This window comes from Verrucomicrobiota bacterium, from assembly GCA_016200005.1.
Lineage (GTDB): Bacteria > Verrucomicrobiota > Verrucomicrobiia > Limisphaerales > PALSA-1396 > PALSA-1396.
In genome coordinates this window covers 88,288-107,646 of the sequence record JACQFP010000085.1, presented here as the reverse complement: position 1 = coordinate 107,646, position 19,359 = coordinate 88,288, and the positions used below count along the sequence as shown (strand labels likewise).

Genomic DNA, 19,359 nt, shown 5'->3' with positions numbered 1-19,359 from the left:
TCCCCGCAGAGCCCTATCCTCCGCTGAAGCGAGGACACTTTGCGCCTCAGCAACGCACCCCTCAAGTAAAACAGCAGCGGCGCCCTCATCATTCCAGCTTTGCTCGCACAGCCCTCTCCAACTTTGCTCGCACCACGACACCAAGGCGTGAACGTGTTGGTGTCAGAGATCTCTCCAATCCTCACAACGATGTTGTCTCCGTTGGTGGCTGAAAATGTCCAAATGTCCAAGTCACCCGTCAAAACCGTTCCGGTATGCAGCACTCCGTTGGTCATCGGCCCACCATCATCCCCTGCCGATACCACCACCGGATCGCCGGTCTTGGCCAAAGTCAAAAGGTAAGTGCCCGTGCCGCTCAACAACCCGTTGGCGTCGCCCACGACCACAGTAAATGTCCCGCTGTTGGTTGCCGTAACCGCGACTTCTCCCGCCGAGGATCCGAAGCCGGAATCCAGCAGCGTGCCGTTCGGCCCAAACAGCCGCACCCAGGGAGTGAAATTGGCGCTGGTGTCCGTGATCTCCCCCATCCGCACGATGATCGCATCGCCTGAATTCGCCGTGAACGTCCACACGTCCAGATCGCCCACGTCAATCGTGCCCGTGTGCATTACCCCATTGGTCATTGGCCCGCCTTCGTCACCGGGCGCAACAAAAACTGCGCCAGGCGACTTGGCCAGAGTCAGCCGATAAGTGCCAGTGGCCGTTGTGCCAAAAGCATCGTCAACGATCACTGTGAACGTGCCGGTGTTCGTGGCCGTAACGGCGATCTCCGCCGCGACCGCGCCCGACGCGGTGTTTGTCACTGAGGCGGGGTTGATGAGCCGGATGCGCGGGGTGAAACTGTTCGTCTGCGTGATTTCCCCAACCCGGATAACGATTCTGTCCCCGGCATTGGCGGAGAAAGTCCAGGAGTCGGAATCACCCACCGGAGCAATGGTGCCTGTGTGCATCCAGCCGTTGGTGAGCACACCTTGCGCTCGAATGTCCGCGGACGTGAGAAGAAGGGCCGCGACCAGCAACCAAAGCGTGCCGACGACACTTCTCGTCCGGTGTGCCGTATGACTGTGCACGTTGGTTTTGGAGTCGCTGGCGCGAGTCTTGGTGTTCGGAAGCGCAGCAGCTTCGTCGAGACGTGAAAGTATTGTCGTTGGCAAAACCTGGGGGATTGTTTTCATAAAACTGCAATTACTTCTGTGACTACTCTCGCACGCATCTTCAGGCTCGCCTTGACCTGAAATCTTACCGTCAATGCTTGCGTTCGGTTAAGTCTGGGTTGGGTGTTTGTTGCAAAAGCGAAGCCGCTTTGCAAGCGTTTTCTCTGCATAACTTGATTTTTCGGACGCCGCAGGTGTCAGACAAAACGCTTGAATGCCGACCCTGCTTCGCACATCTATGCCTCATGCATTGCCTCGCTTGCGGTGTGGCTGTACTCCTGCTCGTCACTGCTCGTCTGTTCGCCACGGACAAACTGTCCGCAGACCCTGACAACCCGCAGCAGGCGCTTGAACGCACCTGCTTCCAAACCGGCCAGCCGTGGAGCACGGTGGGCAACCTGCGCTCGGACGTCGCGATTGTTTACGGCGTGGATCCCGGTCTGCCGCAACGCATCCAAACCTGGCGTGACCGCGGTTACCGCATCCACGTGATGACCGGCGTCTCATGGGGCAATTATCAGGACTACCTCTACGGTCGCTTCGACGGCGTGAATCACGAGGACGAAGCGCAAACGGAGCGCAACGGCAACAAGATCAGTCACGGCGGCGACGTTTACTACATGTGCCCGGGCACCAACTTCGGGAAATTTCTCTCGGTCGGCGTCCAACGGGCGCTCGATGCCGGTGCCGAGGCGATTCATCTTGAAGAGCCGGAATTCTGGGTGCGTGGTGGTTATTCTGAAGGCTTCAAGCGCGAGTGGCGCAGTTACTACGGCGAGGATTGGCAACCGCCGCACAGTTCGGTGGACGCTCAATGGCGCGCGTCCAAGCTGAAATATTTTCTCTATCGCCGCGCGTTGCAGCAGGTGTTCGATCACGTGCAGGCATTCAACAAACGCACCGGTCGCCACGTTCGTTGCTACGTCCCCACTCACAGCCTGCTCAATTACGCGCATTGGCGGATCGTCAGTCCGGAGTCCAGCCTCGCCCGCCTCGAAGGCTGCGACGGCTACATCGCGCAAGTCTGGACCGGCACGTCACGCACACCGAACTTGTTCCGTGGCAGATTGCGCGAGCGCACGTTCGAAACTGCGTTCCTCGAATACGGTGCCATGCAGAATCTCGTTCGCGCCACGGGCCGCACGGTCTGGTATTTGAACGACCCGGTCGAGGACGATCCCAACCACGATTGGGAGGATTACCGCGTGAACTGGGAATCGACCTTGGTCGCGTCACTTTTCCAGCCGGAAGTCTGGCGTTACGAAGTCGCACCGTGGCCGGAGCGCGTCTTCGGTGGGAGTTATCCGAAGAAAGGCAAGCCGGCCGAGCGCGAACCGATTCCGCCTGCTTACGCAACGGAGCTGCAAATCGTGATGAACTCCCTCAACGAAATGAAGCAGTCGCGCGTGGAGTGGGACTGCGGCACCGGGGGAATCGGCGTGCTCGTAAGTGATTCGTTGATGTTTCAGCGCGGCGAACCCACGCCGGGCGACGCGCACCTGAGCCATGTTTACGGCCTCGCCCTGCCGCTCCTCAAGCGCGGGATGCCGATCACACCGGTCCAGTTGGAGAACGTCACGGTGCCGCGCTACCTCCACGGTTTTCGCGTGCTGCTGCTGAGTTACCACGGCCAAAAACCGCTGACGCCGGAAGTTCACTTGCCGCTGGCCGGATGGGTGAAGCGTGGCGGGGCGCTGGTCGTGATTGACGGTGACGACGATCCCTACAACCACGTCTGCGAATGGTGGAACAGCGACGGACGCAGTCATGCGACACCGCGTGAGCGTCTCTTCGCACAACTCGGTCTGACCGGACGCAAACTCGACGAAGCGCAGTCCGGGGTGGGCGCAAAAGTCGGCCAAGGCGCCGTGTTCTGGATGCGGGAGAACCCGGCGATGCTCGCCACCAGCGCGGAAGGCGATACACGCTTGGCGGCCAGCGTAAAACAAGCGGCGCTGCGTGTCGGTCTGAAGTGGCGCGAGACGAATTATCTCTTGCTCCGACGCGGGCCGTATCTCATCGCCGCGGGCCTGGACGAATCAGTTGCAGGCGAGCCAAAAGAAGTGCACGGCAAGTTCGTGAATCTTTTCGATCCCGCGCTCCAGGTCCGCGATGCCGTCACCCTGTCCGAGGCTTCCCGTCTTTTTCTTCTCGATCTGACCACCGTCCGCGGACATAAGCCGCGAGTGCTGGCGTCAGCCTGCAAGGCCTTGCCCGCAAAACTCAATGCGAACTCACTCACACTCACCGTTGAAGGTGTCGGCAACACGCCGGCGGTTGTCCTCATACACTCGGCGAAGCGGCCACGCGAAATCAAACTGGCTGGCCAGGTGGTGAAGGACTTCGAGTACTCCAGCACTGACGAGTTGCTCTGGATTCGCTTCGCCAATGAGGCAATATCGCGTGAACTCGTGGTGCATTTTTAATTTTAGAATTGGGCCATGCACTTGATTCCTCTCATGCCGTCAGGGCCAACCTAAAGGTTGAACTCCAACGCAACCGGCCTCGCGCAGTGTTAGAGTTCACGCTTTAGCGTGTCTGATCCCAGCGAAAATCAAGTGCACGGCCCAATTTTTAGAATTTGACCGTCGCCCCGCGCTGGCTACAAAGGGCTGATGAATGTTAAAATTATCTGTTACCTTGATGTCATTTCTTCCTGGTGCTATTGGGCCGAGCCGGCGTGGGCGGAGTTGAAGCAGCGTTACACTGGCAAAGTCGAGTTCGCTTGGAAAACTGCTTTGCTGGATGCATCCAGCATTCCGGCCACGCGGGAGGAGGAGGAATGGTATTTTCGCCGCAGTGGCACAATCATGCGCTCGCCGTTCATGCTGAGCGCAGGTTGGTATGAGTCGGGGATGAAGGAATATCTTGCGCCGAACGCCGTCGCCGAAGCGGCGAAGGATTTTGGTGTGACCGACGATCATGTGCGTCTTGCCATCGCTCATGCAGCATTGCGGGAAGGACGCAAGGTGGGGCGCTGGGAAGAAGCTGTGGCGCCTGCCGCAAAAGCCGCCGACCTCGACTCTGCGGCCTTGCTCGCCAAGGCGAAGTCGAAGGAGATCGAAGCCCGCGTCCGCGCCAGCACGGCAGAGTTTCATTCGTTTCAAGTCAATCAGCGACCCGCATTCTTGATTGAAGACTCGATTGGCGATCGCGCGGTGTTCTCGGGCCTCGTCACGGTCGCGCCGCTAGCCTCAACCATCGAAGCCATGCTCCACGATGTCGCCGCCTACATTTCTCATGCCGCGCACTACGGCCCGCCGCCATCGAGTTGATGAGGTTGCAGTTGGAAAAACGAAGTTAGTCAGTCGCGAACACTCGCCCTTTCCATGAACCTCGTAGCAGCGGACGTCAGTCCGCTCCGTCTGACTTCGATGAGAGTCAGAGCCGACTCACGTCGGCTGCTACGGCCGGCCCCGACTCGGAGTCGCGGTTCTGGTTGAAGGAGCGAGATTCTTCGGGGAATTCTCACCCTGATTCTCCTGGGGGAGAAGGTTGGGTGAGGAGGGACGCACACGCTGACTTCCTTCGATTGAGGGGTCATTCTCATTCCTGCCCGTAAAATCAGATGACAAGCTTGACGTAAAGCAAGGGCTTAACCTACGCTCCCCGACTCGCTGAACGCGAAAACCCAGCAGACGTTTGGGCACGCGGTTTTCAGCGCTCAATCGAAAGGTTTAATTTGTGAATGTGACGATGGAAAATCTTGCGCCGTGCAAAAAGCTGTTGCGCGTGGAAATCGAGGCGAAGGAAGTGGACGAAGCCTTCGAGTCGATGATGAAGGACTTCCAACGGCAGGTGTCGCTGCCGGGGTTTCGACCGGGCAAGGCGCCGCGCGACATGGTGCTCAAGAAATACGACAAGGACATCCACGACGAAGTCAAAAAGAAGCTGATCCCCGACGCTTATCGCAAGGCGGTCGAGCAACAAAAGCTGGATGTGGTCGGCTATCCCGACATCGAGGAGATTCAGTTCGGCCGCGGTCAAGCGTTGCAGTTCGCGGCGACGATAGAAACCGCGCCGGAGATTCAACTGCCCGAATACAAAGGGCTGCCCGTCAAACGCGAAGTGGCGTCAGTGACGGAAGCAGACATCGAACGCGCGTTGAATCTTTTGCGCGAGCAACAGACCAATTTCCAGACCGTCGCCCGTCCGGTTCAAACCGGCGATGTGGTGGTGGTCAATTACACCGGCGCGTGCAACGGCAAACCGATCACTGAGACGGCGCCCACGGCCAAGGGTTTAAACGAGGCAAAGAATTTCTGGATCAACGTCGAACCGAATTCGTTCATCACCGGTTTTGCCATGCAACTCATCGGCGCCACTGCCGGCGAGAAACGCACCGTCAACGTCGATTTCGCCGCTGATTTCGTGACGAAGGAATTGGCCGGGCAAAAGGGTGTTTATGAAGTCGAAGTGGTGGAAGTGAAGGAGAAGCTTTTGCCGGCGCTCGACGAAGCCTTTGCCAAGGCCTACGGCGCGGAGAGTCTTGAAAAACTGCGCGACGGTGTCCGCACCGATTTGCAAAACGAACTGACGTTCAAACAGAACAAGAGCATCCGCAATCAACTCGTGCGGGCGCTGCTCGACCGGGTGAATTTCGATTTGCCGGAGTCGGTGCTGACGCAGGAGACGCGCAACGTTGTCTATGACATCGTCCGCGAGAACCAGCAGCGCGGCGTGGCGCGGGAATTGATCGAGCAACAGAAGGAGCAGATTTATTCCGTGGCCAGCCACAGCGCCAAAGACCGGGTGAAAGCGGCCTATCTGATCCAGCGGATCGCGGAAAAGGAAGACATCAAAGTCTCGCAGACGGAAGTGGCGGCGCGCGTCCAGCACCTGGCCCGGATGTATCAAATCACGCCGGAGAAATTTCTGAAAGATTTGCAGAAGCGCAACGGCCTGGTCGAAATCTACGACCAGGTCGCCAACGAAAAGGTCATGGAGTTTCTCCAGAACAACGCGAAGATTGAGGATGTGCCGGCGAAAACCGAGGAAGCTCCCGCATCAAATCCAAGTTAAATTTCCGGCGACTTCCCGAGTCGTGGTGGTTTCGCAGCCTATCTAGGTATTTTGGACGCCTTTGTTTTCTTCCCCTCTATCGGCGCAGTGAAAATCACTAAGCCTGACGCAATCGTTGATTCATCGCGCTGGTTTGGATGCGCAATGTGAAGGGTGTTCATGTAGTTTGAATCTTGCCCTCCGAAAGCGATGCCGAGAATTAGGCAATCTGGGTCAGCCCCTGCCAGCCAAATATCTCCCAATATTTTTTGGTTCGCAGCAGTAGTTTCGTCGGCGTCCTTGTAGCCCTGCCACACTATTGCCCTCGCTGAAGTGAACGAATAATGAATCGCTTTTTCTTGCCCTTTGCTGTATGCGCTCGAACGCTTCGCGTGGCGGATGGGGAACTTGGTTTCGTAGATTATTTTCTGATCGAGACGCACTTGAAGAGACATCTGAGGGCCATCCCCAGCGAACCAAAACCAAACGGGCTTTTCTTCCGAGCCGACTTCAGGGTCTCTGGAGTTCTTAGCGGATGGGTTTGAAGTACTGCATGAGGTTGCCAGCATCAGTAAGCCTATGTAAATGGAAAGTCTCATCGTACAGTAAAGTTAACTGCAAATTTGCAGCCTATCTCGGTTCACGGCGAAACAGTAATGTGGACGTAAAATTCTGTCGAGCGTGCTTTTCGGGCTGAAATGAACCCGCAACCTGCGCCGACAATGATTGCAATAGTCATTACTGCGTCCTTCCAAACTTTTTCTCCAGCTCGCGATAGTTCATTTCGATCAACGTTGGCCTTCCGTGAGGGCAGGTGTAAGGCATGGCGCAGCGGCGCAGGTCTTCCACAAGATTTTCCAATTCACGACCGCGCAGCGGATCGTTGGCTTTGACAGCATGACGGCAGACGGTTTTGGCCACGGTATGTTCGCCGAGCCGCAGCGAATTGACTTCCTGTCCGGCGGCCTTGAGTTCGTCCACGAGTTCGAGAACAAAGCGGCGCGCATCGGGGGCTTTGACAAAGGGCGGCAGCGCATCGAGCAAGAACGTGCGTTCGCCAAACTCGCTCAAACCAACCCCCAGCCGCGTGAGGGTCGTCAATTGTTCCCGCAGAAATTGCGCGTCGCGCACGGACAACTCGACCGTCTCCGGCAACAACAAACGTTGCGACGACGCGTTGCCCTGCTGCTCCAGCCGCGTCAGCATTTGCTCGAACAAAATCCGCTCGTGCGCCGCGTGCTGGTCGAGCAGCACCAGTCCGCGGTCGGATTCCAGCACCACGTAAAGTTTCCCGATGACGCCGACGAGACGAAGCGGGACGTTCAATAAAGGAACGGAAACTGGTGATTGAGTGATTGGGTGATCGGGTAATTGAGTGGGCGCAGGGGTTGAAGGTGCCGGCGTCGGGCGAACGGAGGAAAAACCCATCGGCAACGGGCGCGTTTCGACCGGGCGCGCCGGCCATTCAGGAACCGGTTTGGCTGGCAACGGGAAGTTCGGCAATTGCGGCGCGGAAAATTCCGGCGTCGGTTTGACTTCAAGTGTCCGTCCAACCGCTGTGACACGCTCCGGCGTCCGGCCTTCAACTTTCGACTCTCGGCTTCGGGTGTCGTCTTCCGCGGTCGTTCCCGAATGAAAACGCAGCAGTGTTTCGCGCACCGCTTGCGCGACGAGTCGCCGCACGACGGCTTCTTGGTGGAATTTTACCTCACGTTTGGACGGATGAATGTTCACATCCACGGCGGCGGGATCGATTTCCAGAAACAAACAGCAAACCGGGTAACGCCCTTTCATCAGCGCAGTGTGATAGCCCTCGAGTAAGGCAAAGTTCAGTCCGCGATTTTCCACCGGCCGACGGTTCACGAACAGATGCTGGTCTTCGCGCGTTGAACGCGAGACGCCCGGCGCGCCAATGAAACCCCGGACGCGGAGAGTTGAGAGTTGAGAGTTGAGAGTTGAGGGTTCGTCCGATCCGGTAGATTCAACTGGTTCGGCGACTTCCGTTGAAAAATCGACCGCCAGCATTTTTTGATCGCCGCCGTGAATGGCGCGCAATCGCTCGCGCAAGACGGGCAAACGCTCGCTGACTTCCTGGCCGGATTTGAGGGCGGGCAATTGCCAGACCAGCCGGCCGTCTTTCTGAAACGTGAATGCCACTTCCGGATAAGCCAGTGCGGCCAGCGTGAGATAATGCTGGATGTGCGCGGATTCAGTCTCCTCGCTTCTTAGAAATTTCCGGCGAGCCGGCAGATTGAAAAAGAGCTGCCGCACTTCCACGCTGGTTCCCGGTGCACTGCCGGCGGCTTTCACCTCGACAATTTTTCCGCCGTTCACGATGACCTGTGTGCCTTCAATTGGTTGGAGTTCAGCCTTCAGGCTGTCCGTGCTGCCGAAGCAACCTGAAGGTTGGACTCCAACTTCGCGTTCGCGGGTGGTCAGCGTGAAGCGGCTGACGCTGGCGATGCTCGGCAACGCTTCGCCGCGGAAGCCCATCGTGGCGATGGCGGCGAGGTCTTCCGCTTTCTGAATCTTGCTCGTGGCGTGGCGTTCGAGGCACAGCAGCGCGTCATCGCGGCTCATGCCCGCGCCATCATCCGTCACCCGAATCAAACTGCGTCCGCCTGCCTGGATTTCCACCGTGATGCGCGTGGCTTGAGCGTCCAGGGAGTTTTCGACGAGTTCCTTGACGACACTCGCGGGCCGTTCCACCACTTCGCCGGCGGCGATCTGGTTGGCGACCTGTTCGGATAGCAAGCGGATGCGGTTCACAATGAAAGAGCCTGGCCAATTAAATAAGTTGCCGGGTCGGAATCATCCGCAACCATCGTGTGCGACGCTTAACGTTGCCGTGGCAGCGTGAAGGAAAAAATCGCGCCGTGTCCCGGCTGGTTGCGGGCAGAAATCTGGCCATGATGATCTTCAATAATCTTCTTGCTGATGGAAAGCCCGAGACCCGTTCCGTGAGACTTGCCATACGTGGCAAAGGCTTCAAACAGGTTGCCGGCAATTTCCGGCGCGATGCCCGGCCCGGTGTCTTCGATTTCGGTGACGACTTCCTTGTCGTTGACATCAAAGCGCAGCACGACCTTCCCGCCGTCCGGCATGGCATCCGTCGCATTGCTCATGAGATTGTAAAAGACGCGCGCCAGCCGTTGAGGATTAAGCAGCAGCTTGACCGAAGGCGGCGGGTTCGCCAGCTCGAGCGTCACCGATTTCAAATCCACTTCCGCGCTGATATCCTCGATCAGTTGCTGCACGAACACGGCGTAATCGGTGGCCCCCAAAACCATCGCGCCGTGCGCACCCTGGGTAAACTCCAGGATTTCGTTGATCAAATTGCTGATGCGTTCCACCTGTTTGACGATGCACGACCTGGCCCGCTGCCGGGCCTCGACAGAAGCGGATTCCCGTCCCGCCAATTCGGCGGTGAGGCCGATGATGTTGAGCGGGTTTTTCACATCGTGCACAATCGAGCGGGCAAAACGACCGACCAGCGCCAGGCGTTCCGATTGCAACACTTCACGAATGTATTGACCGTTGAATTCGCGGAGGCGGTGGCTGATCTCGCGCACCAGACCGAGCGAGAGCGTGGGCGATTGTTCGAGCAGGTTCAACATGGCATCGCGAGGGATGAAGTAAACGGCCGTGTTCTTCACCGCCGTCACGGTGGCGGACCGGGGTTTATTCTCCAACACGGCCATCTCGCCAAAAACTTCGCCCGGCCCGACCTGGGAGAAGACGCGTCGCACACCCGGGCCGACGAGCGCGGTGATCTGCACCAGGCCCTCCTTGACGCTGTAAACCCCGTCGCCACTCTCACCTTCCTTGAAAATATCCTGGCCGGCGGCGAAACTCCGCTCCTGGGCGGTCTGCCGCAGTGATTGCAACTCCTCCGCAGTGAGGTTGCAAAAGAGCTTGCTTGATTCCAGCGTCACCATGCGGCGGATGTTAGATCAAAAACCTTTGTCGTAAAGCAAACAGATGGGCGGCCGGTGGCATCGCACTGCGTCGAGCAACTCCCGCTGCCGCCTGACGGACCAGCGGATGGCGAATCACAACACTTGACGGGCGGGAGGGCAAAAATTAGGTTAGCCGCGGCTGGTGGCTATAGCTCAATGGTAGAGTCCAAGCTTGTGGAGCTTGTTGTTGCGGGTTCGAATCCCGTTGGCCACCCCACCTTTCAATTTCCGTTTGGTGCTCGTCTATTCGATCTTGAATAATTCCCCTGCCGGCGCGTCAACTGATGCAGCCGAATTCATTTTATGAACAAGCGAAGTGTTCTGTTGATCTCCCTCGCCATCCTGCTCACGGCGGGCTATGTCTATTTTAATTTTTCGGATTGGTTTGCGCCGGCGACCATCGAGATTGCGCATGACATCCGGCCAAGTTCACCGACGGCTGGACGCAAAGGGGCGCGCAATCCGATGGACGATTCAACGGCCAACACGGTGGCGTTTTTCTTCACCGCAAAATACAAGCTGACGTCCGTCAAGGTCGTCGCGTTGGATGAATTGAAGACCAACAAGTATGCGCATCCGCTGTGGCACTTGATTTCTGATTCCAACTCCGTGCCGGTCAAATCAATCATTTACGGCGTGCCGATCCGCGGCATGAAACCCGCGGTGAAAGGCGCGCGTCCTGAACTCCTGCAGCCGGAGGTGCCGTATCGGTTGTTGGTGGAAGCTGGAAGCCTCAAAGGCGAGCATGACTTCCAGAGTACCGAGAAGACTCAACCGGCCCCATAGCGGGATCTTGAGCACGATTCCGCACAGTGGCTGGCCCCGCCTTAGGGAGCAGAAATCCCGATGTTGCGGACGGCCGGGACAATGGCCCAAAGATTGACCGGGGTGAGGGCTTTTCCGAATTTGATGAAGCTGGTGCTGCCGTCCGCAAAGGCGTAGTTCGATCCACCGCCGCCGTTGCCGCGCCCGTCCTTGTGCCCGGTGGAATGACGGCTTTGATCCAGTTGCAGCAGGTCGTCATACTGTTGGTAATCCATGTAATAGTGCGGTGAATCGTGGTCCTTTTCCCCGAACACAATGGTCCGGCTCGGCTCGGCGATGGCGGTCTCCGGCACAGTCAACGTGGAACTCCCGCTCATGTACTGCTGCCAGACGTTCGGCTCGGTGGACGCGGAAAAATAATCGTTCCAGCCGTTGATGATGTAACTGCGCGGCGCGCGATCAGCCTCGTAAACAGTGTTGGTTTGCGTCGCCGGATTCGGAGCGTCGCTGGCACATTTTAGAATTCTCAAATCGCGATACCCTTCCCGCAGCAGGCTTGGCCAGCGATTGCTGAAAACGCGCGGTGGGAAATGCCCTTCGTATTCATCCACGTACATCTTCAAAGAAAGATCCAACTGGCGCAGGTTGTTCACACAAGAAATTCGTTTCGCCGCCTCTTTCGCCCGGCTCAACGCCGGCAACAACATCCCCGCCAGGATGCCGATGATCGCGATGACCACCAACAGTTCAATCAAGGTAAAACCGCCGGTCGGTTGGTTCTGTCGAGAGTACATCAATGGTGTCTTTGCCTTCATGCGTTGTTAATGACGCTCGTTGAACCCCTTTGGTTACAAGCCGGGCGCGAAGATTAGGACGCAACGCGCGCAAACAATATTCAGTGGAGTCTCGTTGGGAGACTTCAACTTGTCCGCCCTGTTGGAGTTCAAGCTTTAGCTTGTTGTCGTGATGACAAGCTAAACCTTGAACTCCAATTCACTTCGCTAAATGGCACGACACCCAATGTCCGGCCGTCACTTCGCGCAATCCCGGCACTTCCGTCTGGCACCTCGCTTCCGCAATCGGACACCGCGGATGGAACGGGCAGCCCGGCGGCGGATGGATCGGCGAAGGCACATCGCCCGCGAGCACGATGCGCTTCCGTTTCGTGTCCGGATCAACCTCCGGCACGGCGGAAATCAGTGCTTGCGTGTAGGGATGTTTTGGCGCGCGTAGCAATGTTTTCGCCTCCGCCAGTTCCACCACTTTGCCCAGATACATCACCATCACGCGCTGGCTGATGTGTTCCACCACCGCGAGATCATGCGCGATGAACAGATAGGCGATGCCGCGCTCTTGCTGCAAATCCTGGAGCAGATTGATGATCTGCGCCTGGACCGAAACGTCCAACGCGCTCACCGGCTCGTCGCACACAATGAGTTTCGGCTCGACCGCCAATGCGCGCGCGATGCCGATGCGCTGCCGTTGCCCGCCGCTGAACTCGTGCGGATACCGCTGCGCGTAAGCCACGTCCAGCCCCACCGCCGCCAGCAACTCCGCCACGCGCGCCCGTCGAGCCGATTTCTTTTCCGGCCTCGTAGCAGCCGACGTGAGGAGGCTCTGACTATTTCTGCTTTCTGCTTTCTGCTTTCTGCTTTCTGAATGCGCCAGCCCATGAATGTCCAACGCCTCGCCAATAACATCCTCGATGGTCATGCGCGGATTCAGCGAGCCGTACGGGTCTTGAAAAATCATCTGCAACTTGCGCCGCCGCGCGCGCAACGTCGCCCCGCTCATCCGCGCGAGGTCTTCACCCTCGAACAAAACGCTCCCCGCCGTCGGCTCGACCAGTCGCACGATGGCGCGGCCCAACGTCGTCTTGCCGCAACCGCTCTCCCCCACCAGCCCGAGCGTTTCGCCCGGCGCGACGCTGAAGCTCACGTCGTCCACCGCCTTCACGTGCGCGCGCACGCGGCTGAACACGCCGTGCTTCACCGGGAAATGGACTTTCAGGTTTTGGACTTCGAGCAATGCGCTCATTGATTCGGGAAAATTCAAGATAAAGCTCGTCAGGAGCGCAATTCTTATAGCCGCAAAGCGCCAATTCAAAAAGGCTGAAAGTTCGCAAGATGAATAGCCCAAGGCACCGGGTAGCACAGGCGACTCGCCGGTTGGATTTGGTCGGAATGCCGTGTTGACAGCAAGTTGATGTTTGTATACGTTTTCTCTGCGGTTGGGAGAGCTGCGGTTACGCGGTTCGCTGGACGCAAGTCCACCCGGCTGCATTTCTTTTAATGCACCTCCTTTACTTGGACGACGCTGGTTCAGCGGCAAACAAATCCGAGGATTACCTGGTCTTGGGTGGAATATCCGTTTTCGAGGCACAAGCCTCCTTCCTCACTAGCGAACTGGACAAGATTGCCTCTGGCTTCTCTGCCACCAATCCGCAAGACGTGGAATTTCACGCCTCGGAAATTTTTTCGCGGCGAGTTGCGCCGTGGGACAAATTGGGCAAGGAAGAGGCAAAGGGCGTATTGAAGGCTGTGCTGGGCGTTCTGGCCACCAGTTACAATTCCGCCAAAGCTTTCGCCTGCGTTGTGCATAAGGCGTCCTATCCCGGCCGCGATCCGCTGCAACTCGCGTTCGAGGATTTATGCAGTCGCTTCGACCGTTATCTTTCCCGGCTGCACGCCGAAGGCGACCGCCAGCGAGGGATGATCATTCTGGACGAGAGTTCGCACGAAACCACGTTGCAAGGCATGGCCCGTAATTTCCGCAGCCTCGGAACGCAGTGGGGTGTAATTCGCAACTTGGCGGAGACGCCGCTGTTCGTAAATTCCAAGGCTTCGCGGTGTGTACAACTGGCCGATCATGTTGCCTACGCTGTGTTCCGGCGCTATCAGTCAGGGGACACTTCGTATTTCGATATCATCGCCTCGCGTTTTGACACCCACGAAAACGTGATGCACGGTCTCTCACACAAGCAAACGAGAGACGCCAACTGCATGTGCCCGGCGTGCATGAGCCGCAGATTTGGGCGAGCGGAAACGTGACGCAGTTGCCTAACTGCCAAGGCGCGCGGAGTTTGTCTCGTTTGGCTTGGGCTATTCATGTCTCGGGCTTTTAGGCCTTCAGTTTGAGACGCGCAACGCAGTCTTTAGGAAGACGCCTTCATCCGTGTTGACCTGCCGTGCTCGCGCCCGTCGCGGCGGGATCATGGTTGATTTCATTTTTCCAAAACGGACACCGCACCCACCACTGCGGCTCGACTTCGATGAGTTCAGGAATTGCTTTTGAACATTCTTCCTTCGCAATCGGACAGCGCGGCGCGAAGCGGCAGCCCGGCGGGAAATTACCGATGCGCGGGACACTGCCGGGAATCGCCGTGAGCCGTTCCGCGCCGCCGGAGAGTTTTGGCACGCTCGCCATCAGCGCGCGGGTGTAGGGATGCAGCGGGCGGCGCAGCAATTCGCGCGCGCGCGCGAGTTCGACGATCTGCCCGGCATACATCACCGCCACGCGGTCGGCCATGTCGCCCACGATGCCGAGGTTGTGCGTGATGAGCAGAATCGCCATGCCGAGGCGCTGCTTGAGGTCGCGCAGCAAATCCAGAATCTGCGCCTGGATGGTCACGTCGAGCGCGGTGGTCGGCTCGTCGGCCACGAGCAATTTCGGTTCGCTGGCCAGCGCCATGGCGATCATCACGCGTTGTTGCATGCCGCCAGACATTTGAAACGGGTAATCCTTGATTCGCGATTCCGGCGCGGGAATGCCGACGAGTTTCAACAGACGAATCACTTCAGCGTCGAAGTCACTCGCCGCGCGCTTCAGTGAGCGTGCCCCCTCATCGCGTCCCTCTCCCCCACCGGGGGAGAGGGTGGCCGAAGGCCGGGTGAGGGGGCCGTGTAACTTGAGCGCTTCTTTGATCTGCGCGCCGACGCGGAACACGGGATTCAACGACGCGCCCGGTTCCTGGAACACGTAACTCACCACGCCCCCGCGAATGTCACACAGTTCGGCCTTCGACATTTTCAAAACGTCGCGCCCGTTCAACAGAATCTCACCTCCGACGTATCGCGCCGGCGGCGTGGGCACGAGCCGCGCGATGGACAACGCGGTGACGCTCTTGCCGCAGCCGCTTTCGCCGACGAGACAGACAGTTTCGCCCGCCTCGATGCTCAACGAAACACCGTCCACGGCGCGCAGATGTTCGTCACCCGCGCGGAAATCAAGCGCGAGATTTTTGATTTCGAGGAGCGGCATAGAATGCAATGGCGAATCACTCATTCCTGCATCTTCATTTCACCGAGGCAGAAAAGATGGCGGTCACCGCGCAGAAAGATTTGTCCCTGGCTGATGGCAGGCGAAGCGAAACATCTTTCGCCAATCTCGTTCCTGGCGATCAGTTGAAACTCCGGACCTGGCTTGACGACGTGCATCACGCCGTTGTCGTTCAGGAAATAGACGAGTCCACTGGCCGAAACGAGCGACGCGTGATGCTCGCCCAGCCGTTCCTGCCAAAGTAATTTTCCCGTGGCCGCCTCAAAACAGTGCGCGACGCCAGAATCCGAAACGACCAGAAAATAATCGCCTTCGATGATGGGCGACGGGACGTAGGCCGCGCCTTTGTTCGTGCGCCATGCGATGTGCGTCTTGGTCACGTTGCCAAGTCCGTCCGGTTTGATCGCGAGAATGTGATGGTCGGGAAAGCCACCGGTCATGTAGAGCAAGCCGGTCTTGTCGCTATAGACCAGTGAAGCGACGAATTGCTCGGTGGGACCATCGATGATCCAATGCAGTCTGCCGTTGTTGGGATCGTAACTGGTTACGCAAATGTCACCGGACAAAACCATCTGTGTGCGCCCGCTCAGTTCACGGATGATCGGCGCGCCGTAACTGCGCGTGTGATTCAAGCGCGGCGTTTTCCATAGCGTGTGGCCGTCGGCGCGCGACAACGCGACGATGTAGGAATCGCCATCGTGATCACCATTGACGATGACTTTGTCCTTGAACAAGACCGGCGAACTGCAAAAGCCGTGTTTGCTCGCGAATTCTCCAGGTCGGACGAGCCACTGCTGTTGGCCATTGAAATCGTAAGCCGCAACGAGCATTTCCTTCTGATCGAGAAACGCGACATAGACGAGTTTGCCATCCGTGGCCGGCGTGCTGGAGGCGTGGCTGTTGAGCGGATGTTTACCTTCCATCGGCGACGTGACAACAGTTTGTTGCCAGAGAATTTTTCCAGTCTTGCGATCAAGGCAGAAAAGCATACGCGCCTGTTCGTCAGCCAGCGCGGAGACGGTGAAGATTTTGTCGTCCCAGACAATCGGCGAGGCGTGACCGACACCGGGAAGTTCTGTTTTCCAAACAAGATTGCTCGTCGCGCTCCAATGAAGGGGAACGTTCCTTTCCAGACTAGTGCCGTCGCCGCGCGGCCCGCGCCAGCCCGGCCAGTTTTCGGCGGAAGCAAAACTCGATTGCAGTGCGAGCAAACTCAGGAGAAGACACGCCTTCAGGCCAACGAATCTTGCCAGGGTTCTCAAATGGCCGAGCCAAAACTCGCGATGCGGACCCAGGATCCGGGCTGGCGACACACCTGCGCGATAGCGTCCGGAGTGCGGTGACGTGTCAGCGCTGTCGAAAGCGCCGACAAGTCGGCGCACTCCAAACGCTCCGCGATGTTCGGAGCAATGAGAGTGGCGCATAGCGATTCTATCTCTCCACATGGCGCTTGATGATGTGATAAACGTCCGTCGGATTGATCTGCGGCGCGTGCAAAAGTTCCGGCCGGCTGGTGATGATGAGCGGAAAGTCCGCAGCGCCGGTGGGACGGCATCCGTGCGAGCCTTTGACGAGCGTCGCATCGAGCGGAATCACATCCATCAACATGCGGAAGCCGAGTTTCTTTTGCAGCAGACGCCAAAGGATTTTCAATTTCACCGCAGGAATTTTGGGGTCGAGGAAAAGCTCCACGGGATCGTAGCCCGGCTTGCGGTGAATATCGACGCAGCGGGCGAAGTCCGGCGCGAGGTTGTCATCGAGCCAGTAGTAATATGTGAACCAGGCGTCTTCCTTCGCGACGGCGATCAAGTCGCCTGCGCGCGGATGATCGATCCTCATCTTTGCCTGCTCAAGGCGCCCCAAAACCAGGTCCATGCCAGAAGTCTTCTCAAGCAGCGCCCGCACTTTGGTTTCCAGCGAACGATCATTCAAATAAACGTGCGCAATCTGGTGGTCGGCGACGGCGAAGAGCCTACTCGCGCCGCAGTCAAGCACTTCAAGCCCCAACTCGTTCTTGATGGTGAGCCAGCCTTTCTCGCGGAACAGACGATTCAAGTGGATCAGCCGGTTCACATTCGTGATGCCGTATTCGGAAAGCAGAATCACCTGCACCAAACGCTTTTCGAAAAACTCGATCAAGTCGCCGACGATGCCGTCGATGGCTCTTAGATCGGGGACGATGGCGGGGTTGATTTCACTGCGTCCCCTCACCCCATCCCTCTCCCCATCGGATGGGGAGAGGGTGGCCGAAGGCCGGGTGAGGGGATTGAATGGACCAAACCGTTGCAGATTGTAGTCGAGATGTGGGAGGTAGATTAGACTCAACGTCGGCGCGTATTTGGTTTCAATCCACTTGGCGGATTCGGCAATCCAGCGCGACGCGGCATCGGCGGAGCCTTGCGGTGAGGTCACGCCCGCTGCCGGGCCCCAAAAACACGGGAACGGGAATTCGCCGAGGTCCTTTTTGACTTCGGTGCGTATTGAATAGGGCCAAGTGTAGATGTCGAAAAACTTGCGCCCATCGGCAGGATACATCGGGCGCGGGGTGATGGAATAATCCGCGCTGGAATACATGTTGTACCACCAGAATAGTTTTGCGCAGGTGAAGCCCGGATGCAGTTCGCGCAACTCCTCCCAAATTTTCCGACCGCGAACCAGGTGGTTGGATTGTTTCCAAAATTGAACCTCGGCCAGCTCGCGGTCGTACCAGCCGTTGCCGACGATGCCGTGCAGCGTTGGCGGAGTGCCGGTCAGGTACGTGGATTGCGCAGTACAGGTGACGGCGGGAAAAGCGGGAACGATTTTGGCGGCGGCGCCGCGCTTTAGGAATTCATTGAGGCGGGGTGTGTTCGGGCCGAGGAGGGATTCAGTGAGTCCGACAACATTGATGACTGCCGTTCGTTTCATCGGATTCATTTAGCCACAAGTGAAACCTGAGTGAAAGCAGGCATTGTAGATTGTCTCAAGAGCGCAGCAGCGCCAGAGAAGTGCCGCCTTACTCCTTCACGTACTAACCTTCCGCCCTTTTTGCTTTTGGCGCGCTTCCAATTCCCGAATGGCTTCGACAACCCGTGGCAGATTCATCTCGTGAGTTTCGAAGCCTTGCCCGATTGCGTTCAACAGGGTGATGGTGAGTTCGCCGCCCAGATGTTCGCGGAATTCCTCCAGACCATTGAGCACGATCGGGCCGCCACCGGAAACCGTGTGCAGCAGTTCGTCGGCGAACAACGCAAAGCCGAGCGTCTCCAGCAACTCGAGAATCCGCGTCGCGGAGCGCTCCTCAAGGAATCCCATCTTGCGCGAATAAATGACATCCAGCGCAATACCGATGGCCACCGCTTCGCCATGGCGAATCTTGTATTCAGAGATCTGCTCCAACTTATGCGCCGACCAGTGACCGAAATCCAGTGGGCGGGCCGACCCGAATTCAAATGGATCACCCGAAGTGGCAATGTGGTTCACGTGCAATTCGGCGCAACGGTGGATGAGGCGCTCCATTGCCGCCGGATCGAAGTCGCGCAGTTTTTCCGCGTTCTGTTCGATCTCGTCAAAGAACTTCGCATCGCGGATCAGCGCCACTTTGACGGCTTCCACGTAGCCCGCCCGTTTGTCACGCGGCGAGAGCGAGGCCAGCAGTTCAAAATCGTTGATGACGGCGAACGGCGGCGCAAATGTGCCGATAAAATTCTTTTTCCCAAAGGCGTTGATCCCGTTCTTCACACCCACCCCGGAATCATCCTGGCTGAGCGTGGTCGTGGGAATCCGCACGTGGCGCACACCACGATGGGCGGTGGCAGCGGCCAATCCGACGAAATCCAACAACGCGCCGCCGCCCACGCCAATGACATACGAGTGGCGGTCGATATGAAAGCGTTCGATGTGGGATTGAATTTCGGAAACGTGAAAGTACGAATTCTTGGCGCGCTCGCCGCCTTCGATGACCAGCGGCGGGCAGACGAGCTTGAGTTCGTTCGGAAACGCGCCGAAATAGTTCTCAATGTCACGGACCAGATTGGGCTGCGCAAGGGCGAGGGTTTCGTCGAGCACGACGAGCACCTTGCGCGGTCCTTGATCTTCGCCGTTCGCCAGCACCATCTTGAGCAACGTATTCGCGGGGCCAAACACGCGACGGGTAAAATGCACGCGCAGTTGGTAACTCACCTGGATCGTGCGCTCAATGTCTGCCATTTTTTAAATGTGAA

Annotated in this window: 15 protein-coding genes and 1 tRNA gene; 6 read left to right on the top strand and 10 right to left on the bottom strand. The window is 57.8% G+C overall.

Annotation, left to right across the window (positions count from 1 at the left end):
• On the bottom strand, positions 1-1,175 hold a 1,175-nt coding region (locus HY298_26965), incomplete at its 3' end, for a hypothetical protein (protein ID MBI3853883.1).
• 224 nt (positions 1,176-1,399) lie between these two features.
• Here HY298_26965 and HY298_26960 point away from each other — a divergent pair.
• The 3 genes from HY298_26960 (at position 1,400) to tig (ending at position 6,176) form a co-directional block, all read left to right on the top strand.
• Positions 1,400-3,580, top strand: a complete 2,181-nt coding sequence (locus tag HY298_26960; protein MBI3853882.1) for a hypothetical protein — start codon at positions 1,400-1,402, stop codon at positions 3,578-3,580.
• Between the two features lie 189 nt (positions 3,581-3,769).
• On the top strand, positions 3,770-4,429 hold the full coding sequence (locus HY298_26955; GenBank protein ID MBI3853881.1) for a DsbA family protein: 660 nt from the start codon (positions 3,770-3,772) through the stop codon (positions 4,427-4,429).
• Between the two features lie 409 nt (positions 4,430-4,838).
• The gene (gene tig, locus HY298_26950; GenBank protein ID MBI3853880.1) at positions 4,839-6,176 is read left to right on the top strand and encodes a trigger factor; all 1,338 of its coding nucleotides are present in this window, start codon (positions 4,839-4,841) and stop codon (positions 6,174-6,176) included.
• Between the two features lie 38 nt (positions 6,177-6,214).
• On the opposite strand, the gene HY298_26945 is transcribed toward tig, so the two are convergent.
• From HY298_26945 to HY298_26935, 3 genes are all read right to left on the bottom strand, one after another.
• Positions 6,215-6,754 (bottom strand): hypothetical protein, encoded by a 540-nt coding sequence (locus HY298_26945; GenBank protein MBI3853879.1) that lies wholly within the window; start codon positions 6,752-6,754, stop codon positions 6,215-6,217.
• Positions 6,755-6,893: 139 nt separating this feature from the next.
• The gene (gene mutL, locus HY298_26940) at positions 6,894-8,924 is read right to left on the bottom strand and encodes a DNA mismatch repair endonuclease MutL (GenBank protein MBI3853878.1); all 2,031 of its coding nucleotides are present in this window, start codon (positions 8,922-8,924) and stop codon (positions 6,894-6,896) included.
• A 68-nt stretch (positions 8,925-8,992) separates the two neighbouring features.
• The gene (locus HY298_26935; GenBank protein MBI3853877.1) at positions 8,993-10,093 is read right to left on the bottom strand and encodes a cyclic nucleotide-binding domain-containing protein; all 1,101 of its coding nucleotides are present in this window, start codon (positions 10,091-10,093) and stop codon (positions 8,993-8,995) included.
• 163 nt (positions 10,094-10,256) lie between these two features.
• Here HY298_26935 and HY298_26930 point away from each other — a divergent pair.
• Together HY298_26930 and HY298_26925 are read left to right on the top strand one after the other, a co-directional pair.
• Positions 10,257-10,331 (top strand) — tRNA-His (locus HY298_26930).
• Between the two features lie 86 nt (positions 10,332-10,417).
• Positions 10,418-10,900: a hypothetical protein gene (locus HY298_26925; GenBank protein MBI3853876.1), complete on the top strand. Its 483-nt coding sequence runs from the start codon at positions 10,418-10,420 to the stop codon at positions 10,898-10,900.
• Positions 10,901-10,941: 41 nt separating this feature from the next.
• Here the strand turns inward: HY298_26925 and HY298_26920 are convergent, their stop codons facing one another.
• Positions 10,942-11,694: a type II secretion system protein gene (locus HY298_26920; GenBank protein ID MBI3853875.1), complete on the bottom strand. Its 753-nt coding sequence runs from the start codon at positions 11,692-11,694 to the stop codon at positions 10,942-10,944.
• A 178-nt stretch (positions 11,695-11,872) separates the two neighbouring features.
• On the bottom strand, positions 11,873-12,916 hold the full coding sequence (locus tag HY298_26915) for a dipeptide ABC transporter ATP-binding protein (GenBank protein MBI3853874.1): 1,044 nt from the start codon (positions 12,914-12,916) through the stop codon (positions 11,873-11,875).
• 254 nt (positions 12,917-13,170) lie between these two features.
• Here HY298_26915 and HY298_26910 point away from each other — a divergent pair, with 254 nt between their 5' ends.
• Positions 13,171-13,929, top strand: coding sequence for a DUF3800 domain-containing protein (locus HY298_26910; GenBank protein MBI3853873.1), 759 nt, complete (start codon positions 13,171-13,173; stop codon positions 13,927-13,929).
• A gap of 118 nt (positions 13,930-14,047) precedes the next feature.
• On the opposite strand, the gene HY298_26905 is transcribed toward HY298_26910, so the two are convergent.
• The 4 genes from HY298_26905 to HY298_26890 form a co-directional block, all read right to left on the bottom strand.
• Positions 14,048-15,139 carry an ABC transporter ATP-binding protein gene (locus tag HY298_26905; protein ID MBI3853872.1) on the bottom strand — a complete coding sequence of 364 codons (1,092 nt, stop codon included), beginning with the start codon at positions 15,137-15,139 and terminating at the stop codon, positions 14,048-14,050.
• A gap of 20 nt (positions 15,140-15,159) precedes the next feature.
• Positions 15,160-16,581 carry a PQQ-binding-like beta-propeller repeat protein gene (locus tag HY298_26900; protein MBI3853871.1) on the bottom strand — a complete coding sequence of 474 codons (1,422 nt, stop codon included), beginning with the start codon at positions 16,579-16,581 and terminating at the stop codon, positions 15,160-15,162.
• Positions 16,582-16,588: 7 nt separating this feature from the next.
• Entirely contained in the window at positions 16,589-18,064 is a 1,476-nt protein-coding gene (locus HY298_26895) for an alkaline phosphatase family protein (protein MBI3853870.1), read from the bottom strand.
• 96 nt (positions 18,065-18,160) lie between these two features.
• Positions 18,161-19,345 (bottom strand): 3-dehydroquinate synthase, encoded by a 1,185-nt coding sequence (locus tag HY298_26890; protein MBI3853869.1) that lies wholly within the window; start codon positions 19,343-19,345, stop codon positions 18,161-18,163.
• Positions 19,346-19,359: the final 14 nt, after the last annotated feature.